20 protein-coding genes are annotated in these 21374 nt (G+C 58.0%); 17 read left to right on the top strand and 3 right to left on the bottom strand.

The window, feature by feature from the left end; translation table 11 throughout:
- The first annotated feature begins 7 nt into the window (after nucleotides 1-7).
- The 8 genes from dapC (at nucleotide 8) to ACYZTM_RS21290 (ending at nucleotide 8131) form a co-directional block, all read left to right on the top strand.
- Nucleotides 8-1207, top strand: coding sequence for a succinyldiaminopimelate transaminase (gene dapC, locus ACYZTM_RS21325; RefSeq protein ID WP_461984506.1), 1200 nt, complete (start codon nucleotides 8-10; stop codon nucleotides 1205-1207).
- 364 nt (nucleotides 1208-1571) lie between these two features.
- A complete protein-coding gene (locus ACYZTM_RS21320) occupies nucleotides 1572-2219 on the top strand; it encodes a zinc metalloprotease (protein WP_461984504.1) in 648 nt (215 codons plus the stop codon).
- Between the two features lie 32 nt (nucleotides 2220-2251).
- Complete coding sequence (locus ACYZTM_RS21315; protein ID WP_461984502.1) at nucleotides 2252-2995, top strand: M12 family metallopeptidase; 744 nt, start codon at nucleotides 2252-2254, stop codon at nucleotides 2993-2995.
- A gap of 484 nt (nucleotides 2996-3479) precedes the next feature.
- Nucleotides 3480-3842, top strand: coding sequence for an ArsC family reductase (locus tag ACYZTM_RS21310; protein ID WP_222589966.1), 363 nt, complete (start codon nucleotides 3480-3482; stop codon nucleotides 3840-3842).
- A 32-nt stretch (nucleotides 3843-3874) separates the two neighbouring features.
- Nucleotides 3875-4909, top strand: a complete 1035-nt coding sequence (gene dapD / locus ACYZTM_RS21305; RefSeq protein WP_461984499.1) for a 2,3,4,5-tetrahydropyridine-2,6-dicarboxylate N-succinyltransferase — start codon at nucleotides 3875-3877, stop codon at nucleotides 4907-4909.
- A gap of 159 nt (nucleotides 4910-5068) precedes the next feature.
- Complete coding sequence (locus ACYZTM_RS21300) at nucleotides 5069-6274, top strand: aminotransferase class V-fold PLP-dependent enzyme (protein WP_461984497.1); 1206 nt, start codon at nucleotides 5069-5071, stop codon at nucleotides 6272-6274.
- Nucleotides 6271-6681 carry a SufE family protein gene (locus ACYZTM_RS21295; RefSeq protein ID WP_131059148.1) on the top strand — a complete coding sequence of 137 codons (411 nt, stop codon included), beginning with the start codon at nucleotides 6271-6273 and terminating at the stop codon, nucleotides 6679-6681. Before ACYZTM_RS21300 ends, ACYZTM_RS21295 begins: the two co-directional genes overlap by 4 nt.
- A gap of 136 nt (nucleotides 6682-6817) precedes the next feature.
- Nucleotides 6818-8131, top strand: a complete 1314-nt coding sequence (locus ACYZTM_RS21290; RefSeq protein WP_131063535.1) for an IS4 family transposase — start codon at nucleotides 6818-6820, stop codon at nucleotides 8129-8131.
- Nucleotides 8132-8183: 52 nt separating this feature from the next.
- Here ACYZTM_RS21290 and tcdA read toward each other — a convergent pair whose 3' ends face one another.
- On the bottom strand, nucleotides 8184-8993 hold the full coding sequence (gene tcdA, locus ACYZTM_RS21285) for a tRNA cyclic N6-threonylcarbamoyladenosine(37) synthase TcdA (RefSeq protein WP_461984495.1): 810 nt from the start codon (nucleotides 8991-8993) through the stop codon (nucleotides 8184-8186).
- Nucleotides 8994-9210: 217 nt separating this feature from the next.
- On the opposite strand from tcdA, the gene ACYZTM_RS21280 reads away from it, so the two are divergent.
- From ACYZTM_RS21280 to ACYZTM_RS21265, 4 genes are all read left to right on the top strand, one after another.
- Nucleotides 9211-11802, top strand: a complete 2592-nt coding sequence (locus ACYZTM_RS21280) for a glycosyltransferase (protein WP_461984493.1) — start codon at nucleotides 9211-9213, stop codon at nucleotides 11800-11802.
- Nucleotides 11803-12013: 211 nt separating this feature from the next.
- On the top strand, nucleotides 12014-13165 hold the full coding sequence (gene dapE / locus ACYZTM_RS21275) for a succinyl-diaminopimelate desuccinylase (protein WP_461984491.1): 1152 nt from the start codon (nucleotides 12014-12016) through the stop codon (nucleotides 13163-13165).
- A complete protein-coding gene (locus tag ACYZTM_RS21270; protein WP_461984489.1) occupies nucleotides 13165-13974 on the top strand; it encodes a putative RNA methyltransferase in 810 nt (269 codons plus the stop codon). Before dapE ends, ACYZTM_RS21270 begins: the two co-directional genes overlap by 1 nt.
- A 75-nt stretch (nucleotides 13975-14049) precedes the next feature.
- Nucleotides 14050-14427, top strand: a complete 378-nt coding sequence (locus tag ACYZTM_RS21265; protein ID WP_461984487.1) for a hypothetical protein — start codon at nucleotides 14050-14052, stop codon at nucleotides 14425-14427.
- Nucleotides 14428-14563: 136 nt separating this feature from the next.
- Here the strand turns inward: ACYZTM_RS21265 and ACYZTM_RS21260 are convergent, their stop codons facing one another.
- Nucleotides 14564-14773 carry a cold-shock protein gene (locus ACYZTM_RS21260; RefSeq protein ID WP_010462862.1) on the bottom strand — a complete coding sequence of 70 codons (210 nt, stop codon included), beginning with the start codon at nucleotides 14771-14773 and terminating at the stop codon, nucleotides 14564-14566.
- Nucleotides 14774-15008: 235 nt separating this feature from the next.
- Between ACYZTM_RS21260 and plsB the strand changes: the two genes are divergently transcribed.
- From plsB to ACYZTM_RS21235, 5 genes are all read left to right on the top strand, one after another.
- Entirely contained in the window at nucleotides 15009-17495 is a 2487-nt protein-coding gene (gene plsB / locus ACYZTM_RS21255; RefSeq protein WP_131063142.1) for a glycerol-3-phosphate 1-O-acyltransferase PlsB, read from the top strand.
- 105 nt (nucleotides 17496-17600) lie between these two features.
- Nucleotides 17601-18203, top strand: coding sequence for a hypothetical protein (locus ACYZTM_RS21250; protein ID WP_461984484.1), 603 nt, complete (start codon nucleotides 17601-17603; stop codon nucleotides 18201-18203).
- A 153-nt stretch (nucleotides 18204-18356) separates the two neighbouring features.
- On the top strand, nucleotides 18357-18722 hold the full coding sequence (locus ACYZTM_RS21245; protein ID WP_131063144.1) for a YbaY family lipoprotein: 366 nt from the start codon (nucleotides 18357-18359) through the stop codon (nucleotides 18720-18722).
- A 76-nt stretch (nucleotides 18723-18798) separates the two neighbouring features.
- Complete coding sequence (locus ACYZTM_RS21240; protein ID WP_461984482.1) at nucleotides 18799-19197, top strand: YbaY family lipoprotein; 399 nt, start codon at nucleotides 18799-18801, stop codon at nucleotides 19195-19197.
- A 27-nt stretch (nucleotides 19198-19224) separates the two neighbouring features.
- Nucleotides 19225-19914 carry a DUF4197 domain-containing protein gene (locus ACYZTM_RS21235; protein ID WP_461984480.1) on the top strand — a complete coding sequence of 230 codons (690 nt, stop codon included), beginning with the start codon at nucleotides 19225-19227 and terminating at the stop codon, nucleotides 19912-19914.
- 49 nt (nucleotides 19915-19963) lie between these two features.
- Here ACYZTM_RS21235 and ACYZTM_RS21230 read toward each other — a convergent pair whose 3' ends face one another.
- Nucleotides 19964-21310 (bottom strand): Fic family protein, encoded by a 1347-nt coding sequence (locus ACYZTM_RS21230; RefSeq protein ID WP_461989174.1) that lies wholly within the window; start codon nucleotides 21308-21310, stop codon nucleotides 19964-19966.
- Nucleotides 21311-21374 lie beyond the last annotated feature (64 nt).

The following is a 21374-nucleotide window of genomic DNA, read 5'->3' as shown; positions in this document are numbered from 1 at the left end:
CGTACCGATGAACAACGCTCTGACCCAATTGCAGCCCTACCCGTTCGAGAAACTCCGCGCCCTGCTCGGCAGCGTCACGCCAAACCCGGACAAACGTGCCATCGCACTGTCCATCGGCGAGCCGAAACACCGTTCGCCAAGCTTTGTCGCCGAAGCCCTGGCCAGCAATCTGGATCAGATGGCCGTGTACCCGACCACCCTCGGCATCCCGGCCCTGCGTGAAGCCATCGCTGCGTGGTGCGAACGCCGTTTCAGCGTTCCGAAGGGCTGGCTCGACCCGGCGCGCAATGTGCTGCCGGTCAACGGTACCCGTGAAGCGCTGTTCGCCTTCACCCAGACCGTGGTCAACCGTGGCGACGACGCCCTGGTGGTGAGCCCGAACCCGTTCTATCAGATCTACGAAGGCGCGGCATTCCTTGCCGGGGCCAAGCCGCATTACCTGCCGTGCCTGGACGAAAACGGCTTCAACCCGGATTTCGATGCGGTTTCGCCAGACATCTGGAAACGCTGCCAGATCCTGTTCCTGTGCTCGCCGGGCAACCCGACCGGCGCCTTGATCCCGGTTGAAACCCTGAAAAAGCTGATCGCCCTGGCCGACGAATACGACTTCGTGATCGCCGCCGACGAGTGCTACAGCGAACTGTACTTCGACGAACAAACCCCGCCGGCCGGCTTGCTCAGCGCCTGCGTGGAATTGGGCCGCAAAGACTTCAAGCGTTGCGTGGTGTTCCACAGCCTGTCCAAGCGCTCCAACCTGCCGGGCCTGCGTTCAGGCTTCGTGGCCGGTGATGCGGACATTCTCAAAGGCTTCCTGCTGTATCGCACTTATCACGGCTGCGCGATGCCGGTTCAGACCCAACTGGCCAGCGTCGCCGCGTGGAATGACGAAGTGCATGTACGCGCCAACCGTGCGCTGTATCGCGAGAAGTACGATGCGGTGCTGGAAATCCTCGGCCCGGTAATGGACGTGCAACGTCCGGATGGCGGCTTCTACTTGTGGCCAAATGTTGAAGGCGACGACGAGGCGTTCTGCCGCGACCTGTTCGTTGAAGAACACGTCACCGTGGTGCCGGGCTCTTACTTGTCCCGTGAAGTTGACGGTTTTAATCCGGGCGCAGGCCGTGTGCGCATGGCACTGGTTGCGCCGCTGGCTGAGTGTGTAGAGGCGGCCGAGCGGATTCGCGCGTTTATTACCCGCAAGCAGTAAACCATGAAACCGTGCCATTCAATATGGCACGGCAACTTGTATTGTCAGACCCCACTTCAATACAACCAACCCCGCCCCACTACAAAACACCAAAGTTCATATAAATCCATATTGCTTCTCGAGCGCAATACCTGGCACTTCCAACAACACCAAGCAACACTTCCCGCAAGTCTTTCTCTTTACCAAATCCAATACCAACACTAGATTCTACTTCTGCCGCACCCCTATTAACAAAACAAGGAAGTTGAATCATGTATTTCACAGTATCTTTTGCTATCACGGCGTACGAAAACTTCGAACCCCCCTGCAACTTTGCAATTACACCGCGCACGCCTACTCAGATTCTCCCAAGAGTGGCAAAATAATGTGGGCCAAGAAAAACCCTTCCAAATTCTGGACTCCCGGTCGCACTCTTCGCATTGCCTTTCTCAATGGAACCGAAGAATTCAAGGCCGCGACCATCACCGCAGCCAACAACTGGCTACCGCATATCAATTTAAGTTTCGAATTCGTCGAAGGTAAAGAAGGCGACATCCGCATACTTAGCGAGGAAGGAACGTTCTCGTCTAACGTCGGCACAGACGCACTGTTATCTACAGATGAGCCAACCATGAGGCTCTGGCCACACTCCCCCATCCAAGCACGTTATTTTGCAGCCAATGTAATGCATGAATTCGGTCATATGCTGGGGGCAGAACATGAACAGACCCACCCGACAGCAAACATCCCCTGGAACACGTCAGCCCTTTATGCAGAGCATGGATTAACTGACAACCCTGAAAAAGACGACTACCAAGCCAAAGTGACACGAGAAAGACTCCACCAATGGTACCTGGATCGCGCAGACCCCGACGCGAGCATTTATTCAGAGTACGACCGAAAGTCGATCATGCACTACGAAATCCGCCAATCCTGGACCGAAGGCGACTTCCGGATCTTTCTCAATTTTGATCTCAGCGAAAAAGACAAGGCCTTCATGGCCAAGGCTTATCCGTATCCCGACAACGAGTGAATCAGACAACTTTAAAGTTAACGAGAACCAAAATGAGAAACGCAAAACCCTGCTCTATAATTTTTCCAAAAAATCGACCAGCCTCATACAATGCAGCCATTACAGAAAATCCGAACAACGCCTTAAACAACGAATCATCCATATTAGCTACTGGCGACTACAAAAAGATGTGGAAGCCTGGTCGCGAACTGAAAATTCGTTTTCTTGAAGATGTTTCATCAAGCTTCTTGCGAGCCTTTTCTCAGGCAATCACCCACTGGGAAAAACATGCAAATCTAAAATTCGCAATAGTGTCCCAGGGCGACGCAGACATCCGAATCACTACGGTCAGTGAAGAAAACAAATCATTGATAGGTACCGACGCCCTGACGTTCGATCAAGACGAAGCGACGATGTACCTCGAAACAACCCCAAGCGACGAACACTTTGAATCGACCGTACTCCATGAAATGGGACACGCACTTGGCTACCTGCACGAGCACTTGCACCAGGACGCAACCATCCCTTGGAACCGAGAAAAAGTTTACGAACATTATTTCGAGAATTACGGATGGAACAAACAGCGCGTAGATGAAAACGTGTTGACGCCCTGTTCGGGTGCGATAGTGGACACCGAATACGATAAGAACTCCATCATGCACTACGAGGTTGATAAAGAGCTGACCGACGGTGTGTGGGAAGTCGGCAAAAATACCGTGCTGAGTGAGCTGGATATAAAAATGGCGAAACGCACTTATCCGGAAGATCCGGATGATGTGCCCTGGAAGAATGTGTAAACGAGTTTCTTGATAATCGGGAAGTCGCTATCTGACCTGCCCCTGACTCGACTCGCTCAGATCCAGCTCACCCCCATATCTCCCGCAGCACGTCATCGCTGATCTGGTGCTGACGGATCAGGCTGTTAAAACACCGAGCGCTGCGCCCGCAGCGCTTTCAAGCGTATTCCGTTGCTGCCAATCAGCAGCGGCTTCCAGACAATCGACAGCATTGAAGTGCCATATTAGCCGCTTAGACTGGGGACTGGCCGTTGCATCAATGCCGCACGCAGTCGCGAATTGCTTGATAAACCCTGTAGGAGCGAGCCTGCTCGCGATGGCGATATTTCAGTCAACATAGCCTGCGACTGACACACCCTCATCGCGAGCAGGCTCGCTCCCACAGGGTTTGCGATGACTTAACAACCACGGCCGACGCGAAACCGTCCGGTCATGGCATAATCCGTCACCTTTAATTTCCAGCACCTGCAAAGGGGGCAATTCCTTGACCGTTTCAAGCAAAACGTTGCACCTTTTCGGCATCAAAGCCTGCGACACCATGAAAAAGGCGCGCACCTGGCTCGATGAACACGCTGTCAGCTATGACTTTCATGATTACAAAACGGTCGGAATCGACCGTGAACACCTGACCCAATGGTGCGACGAGCACGGCTGGCAAGTGGTGTTGAACCGTGCAGGCACGACCTTTCGCAAGCTCGACGACGAACGCAAAGCCGATCTCGACCAGCGCAAAGCCATCGAACTGATGCTCGCACAACCCTCGATGATCAAGCGCCCGGTGCTTGATCTCGGTGACCGAACCCTGATTGGCTTCAAGCCAGATATCTACGCGGCAGCTCTCAAGTAAGCAGCCCGTTCCATTTTGTTAGAGGTATCAACATGTCCACTACCCTGTTCAGCCTGGCCTTTGGTGTCGGCACTCAAAACCGTCAAGGCGCTTGGCTGGAAGTGTTTTACGCACAGCCATTGCTCAACCCGTCGGCCGAACTGGTCGCGGCCATCGCGCCGGTTCTGGGCTACTCCGAAGGCAATCAGGCCATCGCGTTCAGCACCGCTCAGGCTTCGCAACTGGCTGAAGCGCTGAGAGGCGTCGACGCTGCACAAGCTGCCTTGCTGACCCGTCTGGCCGAGAGCCACAAGCCGCTGGTTGCCACCATTCTGGCTGAAGACGCGCAACTGACCTCCACGCCTGAGGCTTACCTCAAGCTGCATTTGCTGTCCCATCGCCTGGTCAAGCCGCACGGCCTGAACCTGGCGGGCGTGTTCCCGTTGCTGCCGAACGTGGCCTGGACCAGCCAGGGCGCAATCGACCTGGCCGAACTGGCCGAACATCAACTGGAGGCCCGTCTGCGCGGCGAGCTGCTGGAAGTGTTCTCGGTAGACAAGTTCCCGAAAATGACCGACTACGTGGTTCCGGCCGGCGTGCGTATCGCTGATGCGGCACGTATTCGTCTGGGCGCTTACGTCGGCGAAGGCACCACCGTGATGCACGAAGGTTTCGTCAACTTCAACGCCGGCACCGAAGGCCCGGGCATGATCGAAGGCCGCGTGTCGGCTGGCGTGTTCGTCGGCAAGGGTTCGGACCTGGGCGGCGGCTGCTCGACCATGGGCACCCTGTCGGGTGGCGGCAACATCGTGATCAAGGTCGGCGAAGGCTGCCTGATCGGCGCGAACGCCGGGATCGGCATTCCGTTGGGCGATCGCAACACCGTTGAGTCGGGCCTGTACGTGACCGCCGGTACCAAAGTCGCGCTGCTGGACGAAAAAAATCAGCTGGTCAAAGTCGTGAAGGCCCGTGAACTGGCCGGTCAGCCTGACCTGCTGTTCCGCCGCAATTCGGAAACCGGTGCTGTGGAATGCAAAACCCACAAATCGGCGATCGAACTGAACGAAGCGCTGCACGCTCACAACTAAGCAGCACGTCAAACGATCACCTGTCTCTGTAGGAGCGAGGCTTGCCCGCGAAGCATTTGGCGGCCTCAAGGGCCACTTCGCGAGCAAGCTTCGCTCCTACAGGTTCGGCGTAGACCCGATCAGGCGTACACCCGCCCATGTTTACCAGGGCCCGATAGCATGATGATTCCCTCTCCCTGGCGGGCCGATTTTCCGGCCATCGCCGCTTTGCAACGGCAAGACCAGACATATCTGGACAACGCCGCCACCACGCAAAAACCTCAAGCCCTGCTGGATGCCCTGGCGCATTACTACGCCAATGGCGCGGCCAACGTGCATCGGGCGCAGCACTTGCCCGGCGCCCATGCCACCCAGGCGTTCGAGGCCAGCCGCAGCAAAGTCGCCCAATGGCTGAATACTGGCGATTGCGGACAAATCATCTTTACCCATGGCGCGACCTCCGCGCTGAACCTCCTGGCGTATGGCCTGGATCATTTGTTCACTCCAGGCGATGAGATTGTCATCAGCGCCCTGGAGCATCACGCCAACCTGCTGCCGTGGCAGCAACTGGCCCTGCGTCGCGACTTGAAACTGGTGATCTTGCCGCTGGACGCTGACGGTTTGATCGACCTTGATGCCGCCGCACAATTGATCGGTCCGAGAACCCGTTTGCTGGCGGTCAGTCAGCTGTCGAACGTGCTCGGCGCCTGGCAGCCTTTGCCCGCCTTGCTGGCGATGGCCAAGGCGCACGACGCGTTGACCGTGGTCGATGGCGCGCAAGGCGTGGTTCACGGTCGGCATGACGTGCAGGCGTTGGGTTGCGACTTTTATGTGTTCTCCAGCCACAAGCTCTATGGCCCCGACGGTTTGGGCGTGCTGTTCGGTCGCCATGAAGCGCTGAAACAACTGCGCCATTGGCAGTTCGGCGGCGAAATGGTGCTGGATGCGGATTACCACAGCGCACGCTTTCGCCCTGCACCACTGGGTTTCGAGGCGGGCACACCGCCGATTGCTGGTGTGATCGGTCTGGGGGCAACGCTGGATTATCTCGCGGGGCTGGATCAGGACGCCGTGTCTGCCCATGAAGCGGCGCTGCATGACTATTTGTTGAAGGGTCTTGAAGCGCGCAATGGCATTCGACTGTTGGGCAAGCCGCAACTGGCGCTGGCCAGTTTTGTCGTCGAGGGTGTGCATAACTCTGATCTCGCGCATTTGCTGACCGAACAGGGCATCGCGGTGCGCGCCGGACATCACTGCGCCATGCCGCTGCTCAAGAGCTTTGAACTGGCTGGGGCGATCCGGGTGTCGTTGGCGCTGTACAACGATTCCGAAGACCTGGAGCGGTTCTTTGAAGCGCTGGATCAGGCGCTGGAGTTGTTGCGATGAGTTTGCCGGCCGATGCCGTTATCGCCCTCGAAACCTTTCAAAATGCTGCAGGTTGGGAACAGCGGGCGCGGCTGTTGATGCAATGGGGGGACCGTCTGCCTGCGTTGAGTGACGTGGACAAGGTAGATGCCAACCGCGTGCATGGCTGTGAAAGCCAGGTGTGGTTGGTGGGCTCGTTGGACGACGGCCACTGGCAGTTCATGGCCAGCAGCGATGCGCGGATGATTCGCGGGTTGGTGGCGTTGCTGTTGGCGCGGGTTAACGGGTTGTCGGCGAATGAGTTGCGGCAAGTGGATTTGCCGGGGTGGTTTGATCAGCTGGGCTTGTCGCGGCAACTGTCACCTTCGCGCAGTAATGGCCTTAATGCCGTGCTACAGCGGATGACTGAGTTGGCTAAGTCCCTGTAGGAGCGAGGCTTGCCCGCGAAGGCGTCTTACCTGACACACCGCTTTCGCGGGCAAGCCTTAATGCCAGTCAGTTAAGAAATTGACTTGCCCGCCCAGCAGTAATAGAAACGGGCTTATGTTTTTATGAGCCCGCTTCATGTCCCTACAAAACGCCCTTCAAGAAGTTACCAAACTCAATCCGATCTCTTTCGAACGCTTTGCGCAACTGATCGATCCCCTGTGGATCGAGCAAGCGCTGGCCTCGACCGGAACGGTTTCTCTGCGCCGTAGACGCCTGCCGGCCGAGCGTATTGTCTGGTTGGTGGTGGGGTTGGCCTTGTTCAAGAACGAGCCGATTTGGCTCATCGTGCAGCAGCTGGGACTGGCTTTGGGCGAAGCAAAGGTGCCTGTGCCCAGCGCAGCAGTCCAGGCCCGGCAACGGCTGGGAGCAGAGCCCCTTGCCGCACTGTTTAAGCAATTGGCAGAGTCATGGGGCGGTGCTGAGCAGCCAGCTTCGGCTGGCTTTTTAGGGTTACGCAGCTTTGCGGTAGACGGCGTGGTTTGGTCCACCCCTGACACACCAGAAAACCGCCAAGCCTTTGGTGGCGGGCGGACTCACTCGGGAGACGGAGCCTGGCCACAAGTGCGCGGTGTTTGCCTGATGGATACCTATAGTCACTTGATTCGGGCTGCCTGTTTTGGCGAGTTTGCTGTCGGCGAACTTCGCTATGCCAAAGGTCTGGAGAAAGCGGTAAGCGATCATTCGGTGACGATTTTTGACCGCGCCTATTACTCGGCGGCCCTCTTGCTCGACTGGCAGCACAGTGGAACCGAACGGCACTGGCTCATGCGGGCACGCAAACCGCTCAAGTACGAGGTGATCGAAGAGTTGGGCGCCGGTGATTGGCTTGTGCGACTGACGGTTTCCAGAGATGCGCTCAAGCAACGTCCAGACCTTCCTAGCCATTGGCAGGCAAGACTGATTGAGTACTCGATAGACGACAAACCCCGCCGCTATCTCACCTCGTTGATCGATGCCGAACGTTACCCTGCCAATCAGGTGGCGGGGCACTACAACGAACGCTGGGAAATCGAGTTGGGTTACCGCGAGATCAAGCAAAACCTGCTCAAAGGAGAGCAATTACGCAGTAAACAACCTGATCTGGTGCGTCAAGAACTGTGGGGAACTCTGCTGGCCTACAACCTGATCCGTCAGGAAATGCGCTTGATGGCTGAAGAAATAAAGGTGGTACCGCAACGCTTGAGTTTTCTCTGGTTGTCTCAAGCGGTCAGCAATGCGCTGCGCTTCTGTCCGCTGGAAACGCCAGGCACGATCCCTAAACGACTGGCAGAACTGAGAATCCAGGCTCAGCACTTCATACTGCCAGCCAGACGAGAGCGAAGTTACCCAAGAGTGGTCAAGCCTAGACCAGTCAAATACCCCAAAAAGAGGGCTGGAGGGCTTAACTGACTGGCATTAGGGCAAGCCTCGCTCCTACAGGGACGCGTGACCAGTTCTCTGTTCAGACGGGTTTAACCCGATCCGCCGGGCGCCGAACGCCCGCCACAATCTTATCCACAGCCTTGGTCGCCGCGACCATGCCGAACGTCGCCGTCACCATCATCACCGCGCCAAACCCGCCGGCACAGTCGAGCTTCACGCCATCGCCGACAAAACTCTTCTGCAAGCAAATGCTGCCATCCGGTTTCGGGTAGCGCAGTTGTTCGGTCGAAAACACGCACGGCACGCTGTAATGACGCGTCACGGTGCGCGAAAAACCGTAATCCCGGCGCAGGGTCGAGCGCACCTTCGAAGCCAACGGGTCATTGAAGGTCCGGTTCAAGTCGCAGACCTGAATCAGTGTCGGGTCAATCTGCCCGCCCGCCCCGCCGGTGGTGATGATCTGGATCTTGCGGCGCTTGCACCAGGCAATCAGCGCAGCCTTCGCATTCACGCTGTCGATGCAATCGATCACGCAGTCGATGTTGGGCGTGATGTATTCGGCCATGGTCTCGCGCGTCACGAAATCCGCCACGGCGTGCACCGTGCAGTCCGGGTTGATCCCGCGTAAACGCTCAGCCATCACCTCGACCTTGGGTTTGCCGACGGTGCTGTCCAGCGCGTGCAACTGACGGTTGGCGTTGCTGACGCAGACGTCATCGAGGTCGAACAGGGAAATTTCGCCCACGCCACAACGGGCAATGGCTTCCGCCGCCCAGGAACCAACGCCACCGACGCCGACGATGGCCACATGGGCGGCGCGCAGGCGCTCCAGGCCGTCGATGCCATACAAACGGGCGATGCCTGCAAACCGCGGATCTTCTGTACTCATGACCATTACCCTAAAAACCGGCGCGCATTATAGGGCTACACGTCGACAAGATCTAAGTTACCGCGACAAGTGTAAGAACTTATGCGAATCGGGATTGCCAAACGTAAGGCATTTCCCTGTCAGCTATACGCTCAGGGAATGCCCGGTGTAGGATGCGCGCCCCTTGGCACACGCCGACCGGTCCTTCGTTCCACAGCCTTTGGAACCTGAAATAGCTATGTCATCGCGTAAATTTGGACTCAACCTGGTCGTGGTGCTTGCCATCGCTGCCCTGTTTACCGGCTTCTGGGCGCTGATCAATCGCCCGGTCACCGCTCCCAACTGGCCTGAACAGATCTCCGGCTTTTCGTACTCGCCGTTTCAGCAAGGCCAGTACCCACAAAAAGAGCAGTACCCGACCGACGATGAAATGCGTCGCGACCTGGAGATCATGAGCAAGCTGACGGACAACATCCGTACTTACTCAGTCGACGGTTCCCTTGGGGACATCCCCAAACTGGCGGAAGAATTCGGCTTGCGGGTGACCCTCGGTATCTGGATCAGCCCGGACGAAGAGCGCAACGAGCGCGAAATCACCCGCGCCATCGAGATCGCCAACAGCTCGCGCAGTGTGGTTCGCGTGGTTGTAGGCAACGAGGCGATCTTCCGTAAGGAAATTACCGCCGCGGAGCTCAGTATTATTCTGGATCGCGTCCGCGCGGCAGTGAAAGTGCCGGTGACCACCTCCGAGCAATGGCACGTCTGGGAAGAAAACCCAAGCCTGGCCAAGCACGTCGACCTGATCGCCGCTCACGTCCTGCCGTATTGGGAACATGTTCCGATGGAGCAGTCCGGACAGTTCGTACTTGACCGTGCCCGCGACCTGAAAAAAATGTTCCCGAAAAAACCACTGCTGCTGTCGGAAGTCGGCTGGCCGAGCAACGGCCGCATGCGTGGCGGCGCCGATGCGTCGCCGGCAGACCAGGCGATTTACCTGCGCACACTGGTCAACAAACTCAACCGCCAGGGCTTCAACTACTTTGTGATCGAAGCGTTCGACCAACCTTGGAAAGCCAGCGACGAAGGCTCGGTAGGCGCCTATTGGGGCGTGTTCAACGCCGCTCGTCAGCAGAAGTTCAACTTCGAAGGCCCGGTCGTCGCCATTCCGCAATGGCGCGTGCTCGCTGTCGGTTCGGTGGTGTTGGCCCTGCTCTCCCTGACCTTGCTGATGATCGACGGTTCGGCCCTGCGTCAACGCGGCCGTACCTTCCTGACCTTCATCGCGTTCCTTTGCGGTTCGGTGCTGGTGTGGATCGGTTACGACTACAGCCTGCAATACAGCACCTGGTTCAGCCTGACGGTGGGCTTCCTGCTTGCCCTCGGTGCGCTCGGGGTGTTTATCGTGCTGCTGACCGAGGCCCACGAACTGGCCGAAGCGGTCTGGACCCACAAGCGCCGGCGTGAATTCCTGCCGGTGGTGGGCGATTCGGACTACCGACCAAAAGTGTCGATTCACGTCCCTTGCTACAACGAGCCGCCGGAGATGGTCAAACAGACCCTCAACGCCCTGGCCAACCTCGATTATCCGGACTTTGAAGTCTTGATCATCGACAACAACACCAAGGACCCGGCGGTCTGGGAACCGGTGCAGGCCTACTGCGAAACACTGGGCCCGCGCTTCAAGTTCTTCCACGTCGCACCGTTGGCCGGCTTTAAGGGCGGTGCGCTGAATTACCTGATTCCGCACACCGCCAAGGATGCCGAAGTGATTGCGGTGATCGACTCGGACTACTGCGTCGATCCGAACTGGCTCAAGCACATGGTGCCGCACTTCGCCGACCCGAAAATCGCTGTGGTGCAGTCGCCACAGGATTACCGCGATCAGAACGAAAGCACCTTCAAGAAGCTTTGCTACGCGGAATACAAAGGCTTCTTCCACATCGGCATGGTCACCCGCAACGACCGTGACGCGATCATCCAGCACGGCACCATGACCATGACTCGGCGTTCGGTGCTCGAGGAACTGGGCTGGGCTGACTGGTGCATCTGTGAAGACGCCGAGTTGGGTCTGCGCGTATTCGAAAAAGGCCTGTCAGCGGCGTATTACCACACCAGCTACGGCAAAGGCCTGATGCCCGATACCTTTATCGACTTTAAGAAACAGCGTTTCCGCTGGGCCTATGGCGCGATTCAGATCATCAAGCGTCACACCACCAGCCTGTTGCGCGGTAAGGGCACCGAGCTGACCCGTGGCCAGCGTTACCACTTCCTTGCGGGCTGGTTGCCGTGGGTGGCGGACGGCATGAACATCTTCTTCACCGTGGGCGCCCTGTTGTGGTCGGCGGCGATGATCATCGTGCCGCAACGGGTCGATCCGCCGTTGCTGATTTTCGCGATCCCGCCACTGGCGCTTTTCGTGTTCAAGGTTGGCAAGATCATCTTCCTCTACCGTCGTGCGGTCGGGGTCAACCTCAAGGATGCGTTCTGCGCGGCACTGGCCGGGCTGGCGTTGTCGCACACCATCGCCAAAGCGGTGCTGTACGGCTTCTTCACCAGCAGCATTCCGTTTTTCCGCACACCCAAGAACGCCGATAACCACGGCTTCTGGGTGGCGATTTCGGAAGCGCGCGAAGAAGTGTTCATCATGTTGCTGTTGTGGGGCGCGGCGCTGGGGATATACCTGGTGAACGGCATGCCGAGCAACGACATGCGCTTCTGGGTGGCCATGTTGCTGGTGCAATCGCTGCCGTACCTGGCGGCGCTGATCATGGCGTTCCTGTCTTCGCTGCCGAAACCGGCACCCGATGCCGAAACGGCACCGGCAGTCTAAATCTGCGCAGATGCACTAAACGGCGGCCAATGGCCGCCGTTTTGCTTTAAGATAACCGCCATTTTGCGCGCCCTGCCCCAATTCCTGTAGGAGCGAGCGATGCGGCGATCCGACTTGCCCGCGAATGGAGCGACTCGGTGTAACAGATACACCGCATTATCGTTCTTCGCGGGCAAGCCTCGCTCCTACACAAGATCTTCTGGAGTCTTACATGACGGTCCACGCCGACCTTTCGCCGACCCTTCAACTCGCCATCGACCTGATCCGCCGTCCGTCCGTGACGCCGGTCGACGCCGATTGCCAGAAGCAGATGATGCAGCGCCTGGGCGATGCCGGTTTCACCCTGGAACCGATGCGCATCGAAGATGTGGATAACTTCTGGGCGACCCACGGCAAACACGACGGCCCGGTGCTGTGCTTCGCCGGTCACACCGACGTAGTACCGACCGGCCCGGTGTCCGCCTGGCAGATCGACCCATTCAACGCGCTGATCGACGAACACGGCATGCTCTGCGGCCGCGGCGCGGCGGACATGAAAGGCAGCCTCGCCTCGATGACTGTGGCGGCCGAGCGCTTTGTCGCCGACTACCCGGACCACAAGGGCAAGGTCGCTTTCCTGATCACCAGCGACGAAGAAGGCCCGGCGCACCACGGCACCAAGGCTGTTATTGAGCGCCTCGCCGCGCGCAAGGAGCGTCTGGACTGGTGCATTGTCGGCGAGCCGTCGAGCACCACCCTGGTGGGTGACGTGGTCAAGAACGGCCGTCGCGGCTCCCTCGGTGCCAAGCTGACCGTGCGCGGTGTGCAGGGTCACGTGGCGTATCCGCATCTGGCGAAGAACCCGATCCACCTCGCCGCCCCGGCCCTGGCCGAACTGGCCGCCGAGCATTGGGACCACGGCAACGATTTCTTCCCGCCGACCAGTTTCCAGATTTCCAACGTCAATTCCGGCACCGGCGCGACCAACGTCATTCCGGGCGACCTGGTGGCGGTGTTCAACTTCCGCTTCTCCACCGAGTCCACCGTCGAAGGCCTGCAAAAGCGCGTCGCCGACATCCTCGACAAGCATGGCCTGGACTGGCACATCGACTGGGCGCTGTCCGGTTTGCCGTTCCTGACCGAGCCGGGCGCGTTGCTGGATGCCGTCGCGTCGAGCATCAAGGACATCACCGGCCGTGAAACCAAGGCGTCAACCAGCGGTGGTACTTCCGATGGTCGCTTCATCGCGACCATGGGCACGCAAGTGGTTGAACTGGGCCCGGTCAACGCGACGATCCACCAAGTCAACGAGCGTGTACTCGCTGCCGACCTCGACGTGCTGACCGAAATCTACTACCAGACCCTGATCAAGTTGCTCGCCTGATGCTCGCCTGCCCGATATGCAGCGAACCGCTGAACGCGGTGGACAACGGCGTGGCCTGCCCCGCCGGGCATCGTTTCGACCGTGCGCGGCAGGGTTACCTGAACCTGCTGCCGGTGCAGCACAAGAACAGCCGCGACCCTGGGGATAACCTCGCCATGGTCGAAGCCCGTCGTGACTTCCTGAACGCCGGCCATTACGCGCCGGTGGCCAAGCGTCTGGCCGAACTGGCTGCACAATACGCGCCCCAGCGCTGGCTGGACATCGGTTGTGGTGAGGGTTACTACACCGCGCAAATCGCCGATGCCTTGCCCAACGCTGACGGTTACGCGCTGGATATCTCCCGGGAAGCAGTCAAACGCGCCTGCAAACGCAACCCGCAGCTGACCTGGTTGATCGCCAGCATGGCGCGGGTGCCGTTGGCCTCCGGTAGCTGCCAGTTTCTCGCCAGTGTCTTCAGTCCGCTGGATTGGGAGGAAGCCAAGCGCCTGCTCAGCCCCGGCGGCGGTCTGATGAAAGTCGGACCGACCAGCGGCCATCTGATGGAATTGCGCGAGCGTCTGTACGACGAAGTGCGTGAGTACACCGACGACAAGCATCTGGCTCTGGTGCCGGAAGGCATGACGCTGCAACACAGTGAAACCCTGGAGTTCAAACTGACGCTTTCAAAGGGTCAGGATCGCGCCAATCTGCTGGCCATGACGCCTCACGGCTGGCGTGCCAGTGCTGAACGCCGGACGGCGGTGATCGAACAGGCCGAGCCGTTCGAGGTCACCGTGTCGATGCGCTACGATTATTTCGTACTTCAATAATTTTTGGTTTCGAGCAATGGCTCGAGGCCGGCTAAATCCGCGAATGGATTTTTCAGACCCGCAGTGAGGACATCCATGCGCCAACCCGATATCGAGATTTACCTGAAAGACGCCGACGTCGACTACAAGGCCATCGCGGCCTGGCTCGGCGCCGCTGTCGGCCCGTGCAGCGACTGGGTTCAGAAGGGACAGACGTTCAAGTGCAAGGCCGGCAACGTGCCCGTCACCTGGCTGCCGAAGGCGGTAGGCAAGTGGAACAGCCTGTACCTGGAAAGCGACCAGACCCCGTGGGACGACGACATCGCCTGCGCCCGCGCAGCCTTTGCCGCGCTGGATATCGAGGTGCGTTGCGCACCGGGTACGTGGGTCGAGGAAGAAGGTGAAGAGACCGCGGATCGCTGGATGCGCATCAGCGCGGATGGTGAAGAAGAGATCACCTGGAAAACTGTGTAAGAAACACACCGATCAAATGTGGGAGCGGGCTTGCTCGCGAATGCGGTGTGTCAGGCAGCAATGATGTTGACTGACACACCGCATTCGCGAGCAAGCCCGCTCCCACAGTGGTTTTGGGTGATCCGTAAGATACGGATTACAGACCCACCACATCCTCGGCCTGCAACCCCTTCTCGCCAGTCACCACGGCGTATTCAACCTGCTGACCTTCAGCCAGCGAACGATGCCCCTCGCCGCGGATCGCGCGGTAGTGCACGAACACGTCCACCCCGTCCTCGCGTTGAATAAAGCCATAACCCTTGGCGTCGTTGAACCACTTCACATTGCCGGTTTCACGTGTTGCCATCTGTTCATACTCCTTTCTTATTATTGATCGGGCTTTTCGCAGGAAAGCCTCGGGAACATTGCTTGCACTGATAGGTGCCACTGTCTGGCCAGTGCGGGCTCGCCGAGTATATGACAGGCATCAAAACTCTCAACAGGAGATTACTTCGCCGCTTTTTTGCCGATTTTCGACGAATCCGGCACACTACCGACCGCCCGAGCAAACGCTCGGTTTCATTCACTCATGCAGATGCCGTATGACCCGTTCCCCGTTCCGCCGTCTTGTGTTTGGCACCCTGCGCCGACTGCTCTATCTCTGGGTTCGCTCGGAGACGATCAACCAGTCGTCGTTCACCCTCAACCTCGACCGCAGTCGTCCGGTGTTCTACGTCCTGCAAAATCCTTCGCTGACTGACCTCGCCGTGGTCGACACCGAATGCAGCAAGGCAGGCCTGCCCCGTCCGGTGCTGCCAGTGTCGGTGGGCAACCTGGTGGAACCGGCCGCGTTTTTCTACCTGACGCCGGAGCCCGACTGGCTCGGCCGTCAGGACAAACGCGGCGCACCGCCAACCCTGACCCGTCTGGTCAGTGCCCTGAGCCAGAACGCCGCAGAAGACGCGCAGATCATTCCGGTCAGCGTGTTCTGGGGGCAGTCGCCTGACAGCGAATCAAGTCCGTGGAAATTGCTCTTCGCCGACAGCTGGGCCGTGACCGGGCGCCTGCGCCGGTTGCTGAGCATCATCGTGCTGGGGCGCAAGACCCGGGTGCAGTTCTCGGCGCCGATTCACTTGCGCGAGCTGATCGACCACGACAAAGGCCACGAGCGCACCGTGCGCATGGCCCAGCGGATCCTGCGCGTGCACTTCCGCAACCTCAAGGCTGCGGTGATCGGCCCGGACATTTCGCACCGTCGCAACCTGGTCAAAGGCCTGCTCAACCAGCCGCTGGTCAAGCAAGCGATCCTCGACGAAGCCGAGCGCGAAAACATCTCCCCGGAGAAAGCCAAGGCCCAGGCCCTGCGCTACGGCAACGAGATCGCCTCGGACTACACCTACACCGCGATCCGCTTTATGGAAGTGGTGCTGAGCTGGTTCTGGAACAAGATCTACGACGGCATCAAGGTCAACAACATCGAAGGCGTGCAGAAGGTCGCCCCGGGCTACGAAGTGATCTATGTGCCGTGCCACCGCAGCCATATCGACTACCTGCTGCTGTCCTACCTACTGTTTCGCAACGGCCTGACCCCGCCGCACATTGCCGCCGGGATCAACCTCAACATGCCGGGCATCGGCGGCCTGCTACGTCGCGGCGGTGCGTTCTTCATGCGCCGTACTTTCAAGGGCAACCCGCTGTACACCTCGGTGTTCAACGAATACCTGCACACCCTGTTCACCAAAGGTTTCCCGGTCGAGTACTTCGTCGAGGGCGGCCGCTCGCGCACTGGGCGCATGCTGCAACCGAAAACCGGGATGCTGGCGATTACCCTGCGCAGCTTCCTGCGTTCGTCGCGCATGCCTATCGTGTTCATTCCGGTGTACATCGGTTATGAGCGTGTACTGGAAGGCCGGACTTACCTCGGCGAACTGCGCGGCGCGAGCAAGAAGAAAGAATCGATCTTCGACATTTTCAACGTCATCGGCGCGCTCAAACAGCGTTTTGGCCAGGTGGCGGTGAACTTCGGCGAGCCGATCAAACTCGCGGAGTTCCTCGACAACGAACAGCCCGACTGGCGTAAACAGGAACTCGGTCCGCAGTTCAAACCGGCCTGGCTCAACGAAACAACCAACCGTTTGGGCGAGAAAGTCGCGCAGCATCTGAACGAAGCGGCGGCGATCAACCCGGTCAACCTGGTGGCCCTGGCGCTACTGTCCACCACCCGCCTGGCGCTGGACGATCGCGCCATGGCGCGGGTGCTTGATTTGTATCTGGCGCTGTTGCGCAAGGTGCCGTACTCGACGCACACCACGCTGCCGGAAGGTGACGGTCGAGCGCTGATCGAGCATGTGAAGGATATGGACCTGCTGTCCGAGCAGAGCGATGCCTTGGGCAAGATTCTGTACCTGGACGAGCAGAACGCTGTCCTGATGACCTACTACCGCAACAACGTGCTGCACATCTTCGCCCTGCCCGCTTTGCTCGCGAGTTTCTTCCAAAGTGCCTCGCGCATGAGCCGCGAACAGATCCAGCGCTACACCCGGGCGCTGTATCCGTACCTGCAATCAGAACTGTTCATTCGCTGGACGCTGGACGAGCTGGATGGCGTGATCGATCAATGGCTCGAAGCGTTCGTCGAGCAAGGTCTGCTGCGTTTCGAGAACGACGTCTACCTGCGCCCGGCGCCAAGCTCGCGGCATTTCGTGTTGTTGACCTTGCTGTCGAAGAGCATCGCCCAAACGCTGCAACGCTTCTACATGACTGTGTCCCTGCTGCTCAACAGCGGCCAGAACAGCATCAGCGCCGAAGAACTGGAAGACCTGTGCACCGTCATGGCCCAGCGCCTGTCGATCCTGCACGGGCTGAATGCCCCGGAGTTCTTCGACAAGAGCCTGTTCCGGCACTTCATTCAAACCCTGCTGGATCTCGACGTGCTCAAGCGCGACGAGGCCGGCAAGCTGAGTTACCACGAACTGCTGGGTGAGCTGGCGGAAGGTGCGGCCAAACGGGTGTTGCCGGCGGAGATTCGGTTGTCGATCCGTCAGGTAGCGTTGCATCGAAGTGAAGATGCGGCGGACCAGGCTAGTTGAAGTAGTCCGTAACTTTCTGACAATGTCTATAGGAACAAGGATGTTCTTATAGTCTGTCAGATATGGATTAATAAGGTCCCATTTAATCCAGATACGGATATCGCAATGAACCCATTGGAAGACACCAGCCAATACGTCACCCTCACTTTTAGTTTGCCTGGAGAATTTTTGCCCCCAAGTGATGGTAAGGGTGAAACCTATATAAGCGTTAAAACTGCCAATACTTCTTCCCCCGTGAACGTAGCGCAATTCCGTGAACCGACAGTGCGTAGTGGGCACTGGAACTTTTCATTTGCGCACAACTATTCCGATGTCAGCGTCAAATACCTTGTGACGATCAACATGACCCACAATGGAGTCCCCCTGTTGATTGACCTGGACTATTTTGTGATTGTCCACCGTGCGCCGCACCGACAGACCCTGCATCTCAGCCCGATCGGCCGTCTCTATATCCAGGCGCAAGCGCCTCGATCAGTCGAACCCGAGCACGCCGTCACCGTTGCCGCCCACGAGCACGACGACACACGTGCACTCGTGACTCAGATATACATCAGCGAAAAAACGGCGGAGGCATTTTATCTGGAATACGATCCCGCCACTGTCGTACCCGGCAAGCGCTATACCCTGACTGCCACCGAAAACGAATATCTGAATTCAATAGCGGTCTATCCGGGATCCGTTGTATTGAAGCCCTTTAGCACGACTTGAAATAAGCTCGACAAGTTCACCTTCGTTGCTCGTTATCCCTATTGCTGCCTATTCGCTCAGCAAGTAGGGAAATGCCCTACATAGTGTTCGTTGCTCTCGGCTATATGCTGACGACTCGTCATTCCCGACGATTATTTTGATAAGGAAATCAAAATGAGCAACGATTACGAAAAGAGCATCAGCGGCACCGTGCACTATCTGCTCAGAATTGAGTTACCAACCAATTCGACACTTCACGTCAATCTGCTGGACATCACTTCCGCAGACGCACCTGCCAAAGAGCTCGCCCAGCAAGTCATTCCTCACGCAGAAACAACCGGGTTGGACTTTAACTTGCTGTACCAGATGGGCGATGTGCTGCCTGGCCACCGATATGTAATCCGTGCACGGATCGAAACCATCGAACAAGTGATCTTCGCGACCACTAAAGATCACGCAGTGGAGTTGGGTGTCGATCACCTGCGCCCTGAGGACGTTATTGTCCGCAACGTTCGTACCAAACCAGACAGTAACTTCTAAGCCCTCAGCTGAAAAAATCCGTTAAATTGTCGTTGGCGCCGGTCTTCTTCGGGCGCCAAGGACAGGGATTCAATTCATGAAAAAACTTTCGCTTCTGGGACTGGCTGCTTTGCTCAGTGCCTGCCAAACCACGCAACCTGCCGCAAAAACCAGCCTCGACGGTGGAGTCTTCTACCTGCAACGCATCGCCCTGCCGCCGAGCGCCACCTTGAGCGTCAGCCTGCAGGACGTGTCCCTCGCCGACGCGCCCGCCGTTGTCCTCGACGAACAGAAAGGCCCGGTCAAAGGCCAGGTGCCGCTGCCGTTTCATCTGAGGTACGATCCGGCCCAGATCAAACCCGGCCATCGCTATTCCGTCAGTGCGCGCATCGAAGTCGACGGCAAACTGATGTTCATCACCACCGAACACCACGCCGTACAGCTTGATGGCCGCGATCCGCAGCCACTGAAAATCCGCGTCGACGCCGTCCGCTAAACCCCTCTTTCGTACAAGGAAGCTGCCATGTTCCGCCCTACACTTCGCTTCGCCGGCCTCTGCGCAGGCTTGATGATCTCCGCCAGCGCGATGGCACTATCGCTCAGCGACCTGTCGCAAAAGGACGCCACCGGTGGCCTCAAGGATGCCCTGACCCAGGGCGCGCAACTGGCCGTCAAACAACTCGGCACGCCGGGCGGTTTCAGCAACAACCCGGACGTGAAAATCGAACTGCCGGGCAAGCTGGGCAAAGTCGCCAGCAAAATGAAACAGTTCGGCATGGGTGATCAGGTTACTCAGCTGGAAACCAGCATGAACAAAGCGGCCGAAACCGCTGTGACCCAGGCCCAGCCAATCCTGGTGGACGCCGTCAAGAAGATGAGCGTCGAGGACGCCAAAGGGATTCTTAGCGGCGGCAATGACTCGGCCACCCAATACCTGAGCAAAACCAGCCGCGAACAGATTCGCCTCAAATTCTTGCCGATCGTGAAACAAGCCACCGACCAGGTCGGCCTGGCCAAGCAATACAACACGTTCGCCGGCCAGGCAGCGACCATGGGTGTGCTGGATACCAAGAACGCCAACATCGAAAGCTACGTCACCGAGCAGGCGCTGAATGGTTTGTTCGAGATGATCGGCAAACAGGAAGAAACCATCCGCCAGAACCCTGCGGCGGCGGCAACGAGTTTGGCGAAGAAAGTTTTCGGTACGCTCTAAGCCTTAACACCGATCCTGTGGGAGCGGGCTTGCTCGCTCCCACAAAAGTTCAGATCGCCGATGCGGCACGCAGAAAGAACACCCATTCACGCCCTATTTTTCTCTTCTCAAACACATTCAACTCCACCAGCCCATTCAAAGTGGCTGAGGCGGTGTTGTACGAGCAGTCCAGATTCTCCTTCACATTGACTGCCGTGAACTCTTTCGCCATTCCACTCTTGGCCACTTGGTAAACGGCGCGCTGCTTCTCGGTCAGGCGATCGAAAAATCCGGATTCTGTCAGCCAGCGATCAAAGCGTTCCGTATACGCCAGACTTTTCCGATATGCCTCGGTAAAACCACTGACAGCTCGCAGAATCACTGAACACTGAACGTCGATGAAATAAGTCAGATCCCGATCATCAGCCTCGGTATTCAAATAGGATCGCCCATATTTCACCGGCGCATTACGCAGCAAAATGCTGATCGCTATATAGCGAAACGCAGAGAAATCATTCTTGAACATGAACCAGTAAAACAGCGCCCGCACGACTCGCCCGTTTCCGTCACGGAAAGGATGCTCATAACCCAGCGCAAAATGCAGCGCGATGCCTTTAATCATCGGATGCAGATAGTCCACCCGCTCGGGATTGTCGTGTGACTGGTTGATCCATTCCGACAATGTACGCAATCGCGAAACCAGACCCGCAGCAGGCGGCGGTGTATAAACGGTGTTGCCCTCCCCGTCCTGAACCACCACATCGTCGTTGGCCCGCAATACCCCTGGGGAATACTGAGCGTCATCAATACCCTCGACACCAACACGGTGCATCGCCGTCATCAGTTCGACACTCAACGGTTCGTAACGCTGTTCCCAGGCGAAGTTCATCATCTTGTAATTGCCCACCACCATTCGCTCATCCGGCGTGCGCGGCAGACGCTTGCGCTTGAGCATGTCCTTGGCCACTCGCGTGGTGGTGGCCGCACCTTCGAGCTGACTACTGCTGATGGCTTCATCTTCGATCAGATCATTCAGCAGATAGCTGAAATGCGCATGCTCACCGATCTGGCTGGTCATGTACTCCAGCGCAGCGGTCGTGGCTTGTCGGTCGACGATCGAAATGGCTTTTTGCGCCAACGGGGTCAGCACGAAGTTGCCCCACTGAACGGGCTCGCCCAACGGCAGAAGGCTTGAATATTGTGCGATCCGGGCTTTCTTCACCAACGCCCAGCACAGACTGGAATCCATTCCTGGCGACCAGCGATAGCGTACTTCGTCGAATGGAAGGTACCGCCCCTGATCATCCAGCGGCTTGAGCAAGGCGAGATAGTCCGGGAGTCGCTCTTTGTGGGGTGATTGCACCAACCAGTCAAACACTGGGTCCGACCTCCCCGTGAGCACGGGCGGTTTTTTCATCATTGATATCTCAAGTGCTCATTAAACTGAGCCTCGAGTACAGCATCCGGATCTCTCTGACTCA

Source organism: Pseudomonas sp. MDT2-39-1 (assembly GCF_054898085.1).
Note: the sequence above shows the minus strand (reverse complement) of the source record. Positions and strands in the feature narration are given on the sequence as shown.

Excerpts from the sequence above, each read along its gene's own strand:
- dapC (WP_461984506.1), top strand. The coding sequence starts at position 8 with ATGAACAACGCTCTGACCCAATTGCAGCCCTACCCGTTCGAGAAACTC.
- ACYZTM_RS21320 (WP_461984504.1), top strand. The coding sequence starts at position 1,572 with ATGTGGGCCAAGAAAAACCCTTCCAAATTCTGGACTCCCGGTCGCACT.
- ACYZTM_RS21315 (WP_461984502.1), top strand. The coding sequence starts at position 2,252 with ATGAGAAACGCAAAACCCTGCTCTATAATTTTTCCAAAAAATCGACCA.
- dapD (WP_461984499.1), top strand. The coding sequence starts at position 3,875 with ATGTCCACTACCCTGTTCAGCCTGGCCTTTGGTGTCGGCACTCAAAAC.
- ACYZTM_RS21300 (WP_461984497.1), top strand. The coding sequence starts at position 5,069 with ATGATGATTCCCTCTCCCTGGCGGGCCGATTTTCCGGCCATCGCCGCT.
- ACYZTM_RS21295 (WP_131059148.1), top strand. The coding sequence starts at position 6,271 with ATGAGTTTGCCGGCCGATGCCGTTATCGCCCTCGAAACCTTTCAAAAT.
- ACYZTM_RS21290 (WP_131063535.1), top strand. The coding sequence starts at position 6,818 with ATGTCCCTACAAAACGCCCTTCAAGAAGTTACCAAACTCAATCCGATC.
- tcdA (WP_461984495.1), bottom strand. The coding sequence starts at position 8,993 with ATGAGTACAGAAGATCCGCGGTTTGCAGGCATCGCCCGTTTGTATGGC.
- ACYZTM_RS21280 (WP_461984493.1), top strand. The coding sequence starts at position 9,211 with ATGTCATCGCGTAAATTTGGACTCAACCTGGTCGTGGTGCTTGCCATC.
- dapE (WP_461984491.1), top strand. The coding sequence starts at position 12,014 with ATGACGGTCCACGCCGACCTTTCGCCGACCCTTCAACTCGCCATCGAC.
- ACYZTM_RS21270 (WP_461984489.1), top strand. The coding sequence starts at position 13,165 with ATGCTCGCCTGCCCGATATGCAGCGAACCGCTGAACGCGGTGGACAAC.
- ACYZTM_RS21265 (WP_461984487.1), top strand. The coding sequence starts at position 14,050 with ATGCGCCAACCCGATATCGAGATTTACCTGAAAGACGCCGACGTCGAC.
- ACYZTM_RS21260 (WP_010462862.1), bottom strand. The coding sequence starts at position 14,773 with ATGGCAACACGTGAAACCGGCAATGTGAAGTGGTTCAACGACGCCAAG.
- plsB (WP_131063142.1), top strand. The coding sequence starts at position 15,009 with ATGACCCGTTCCCCGTTCCGCCGTCTTGTGTTTGGCACCCTGCGCCGA.
- ACYZTM_RS21250 (WP_461984484.1), top strand. The coding sequence starts at position 17,601 with ATGAACCCATTGGAAGACACCAGCCAATACGTCACCCTCACTTTTAGT.
- ACYZTM_RS21245 (WP_131063144.1), top strand. The coding sequence starts at position 18,357 with ATGAGCAACGATTACGAAAAGAGCATCAGCGGCACCGTGCACTATCTG.
- ACYZTM_RS21240 (WP_461984482.1), top strand. The coding sequence starts at position 18,799 with ATGAAAAAACTTTCGCTTCTGGGACTGGCTGCTTTGCTCAGTGCCTGC.
- ACYZTM_RS21235 (WP_461984480.1), top strand. The coding sequence starts at position 19,225 with ATGTTCCGCCCTACACTTCGCTTCGCCGGCCTCTGCGCAGGCTTGATG.
- ACYZTM_RS21230 (WP_461989174.1), bottom strand. The coding sequence starts at position 21,310 with ATGAAAAAACCGCCCGTGCTCACGGGGAGGTCGGACCCAGTGTTTGAC.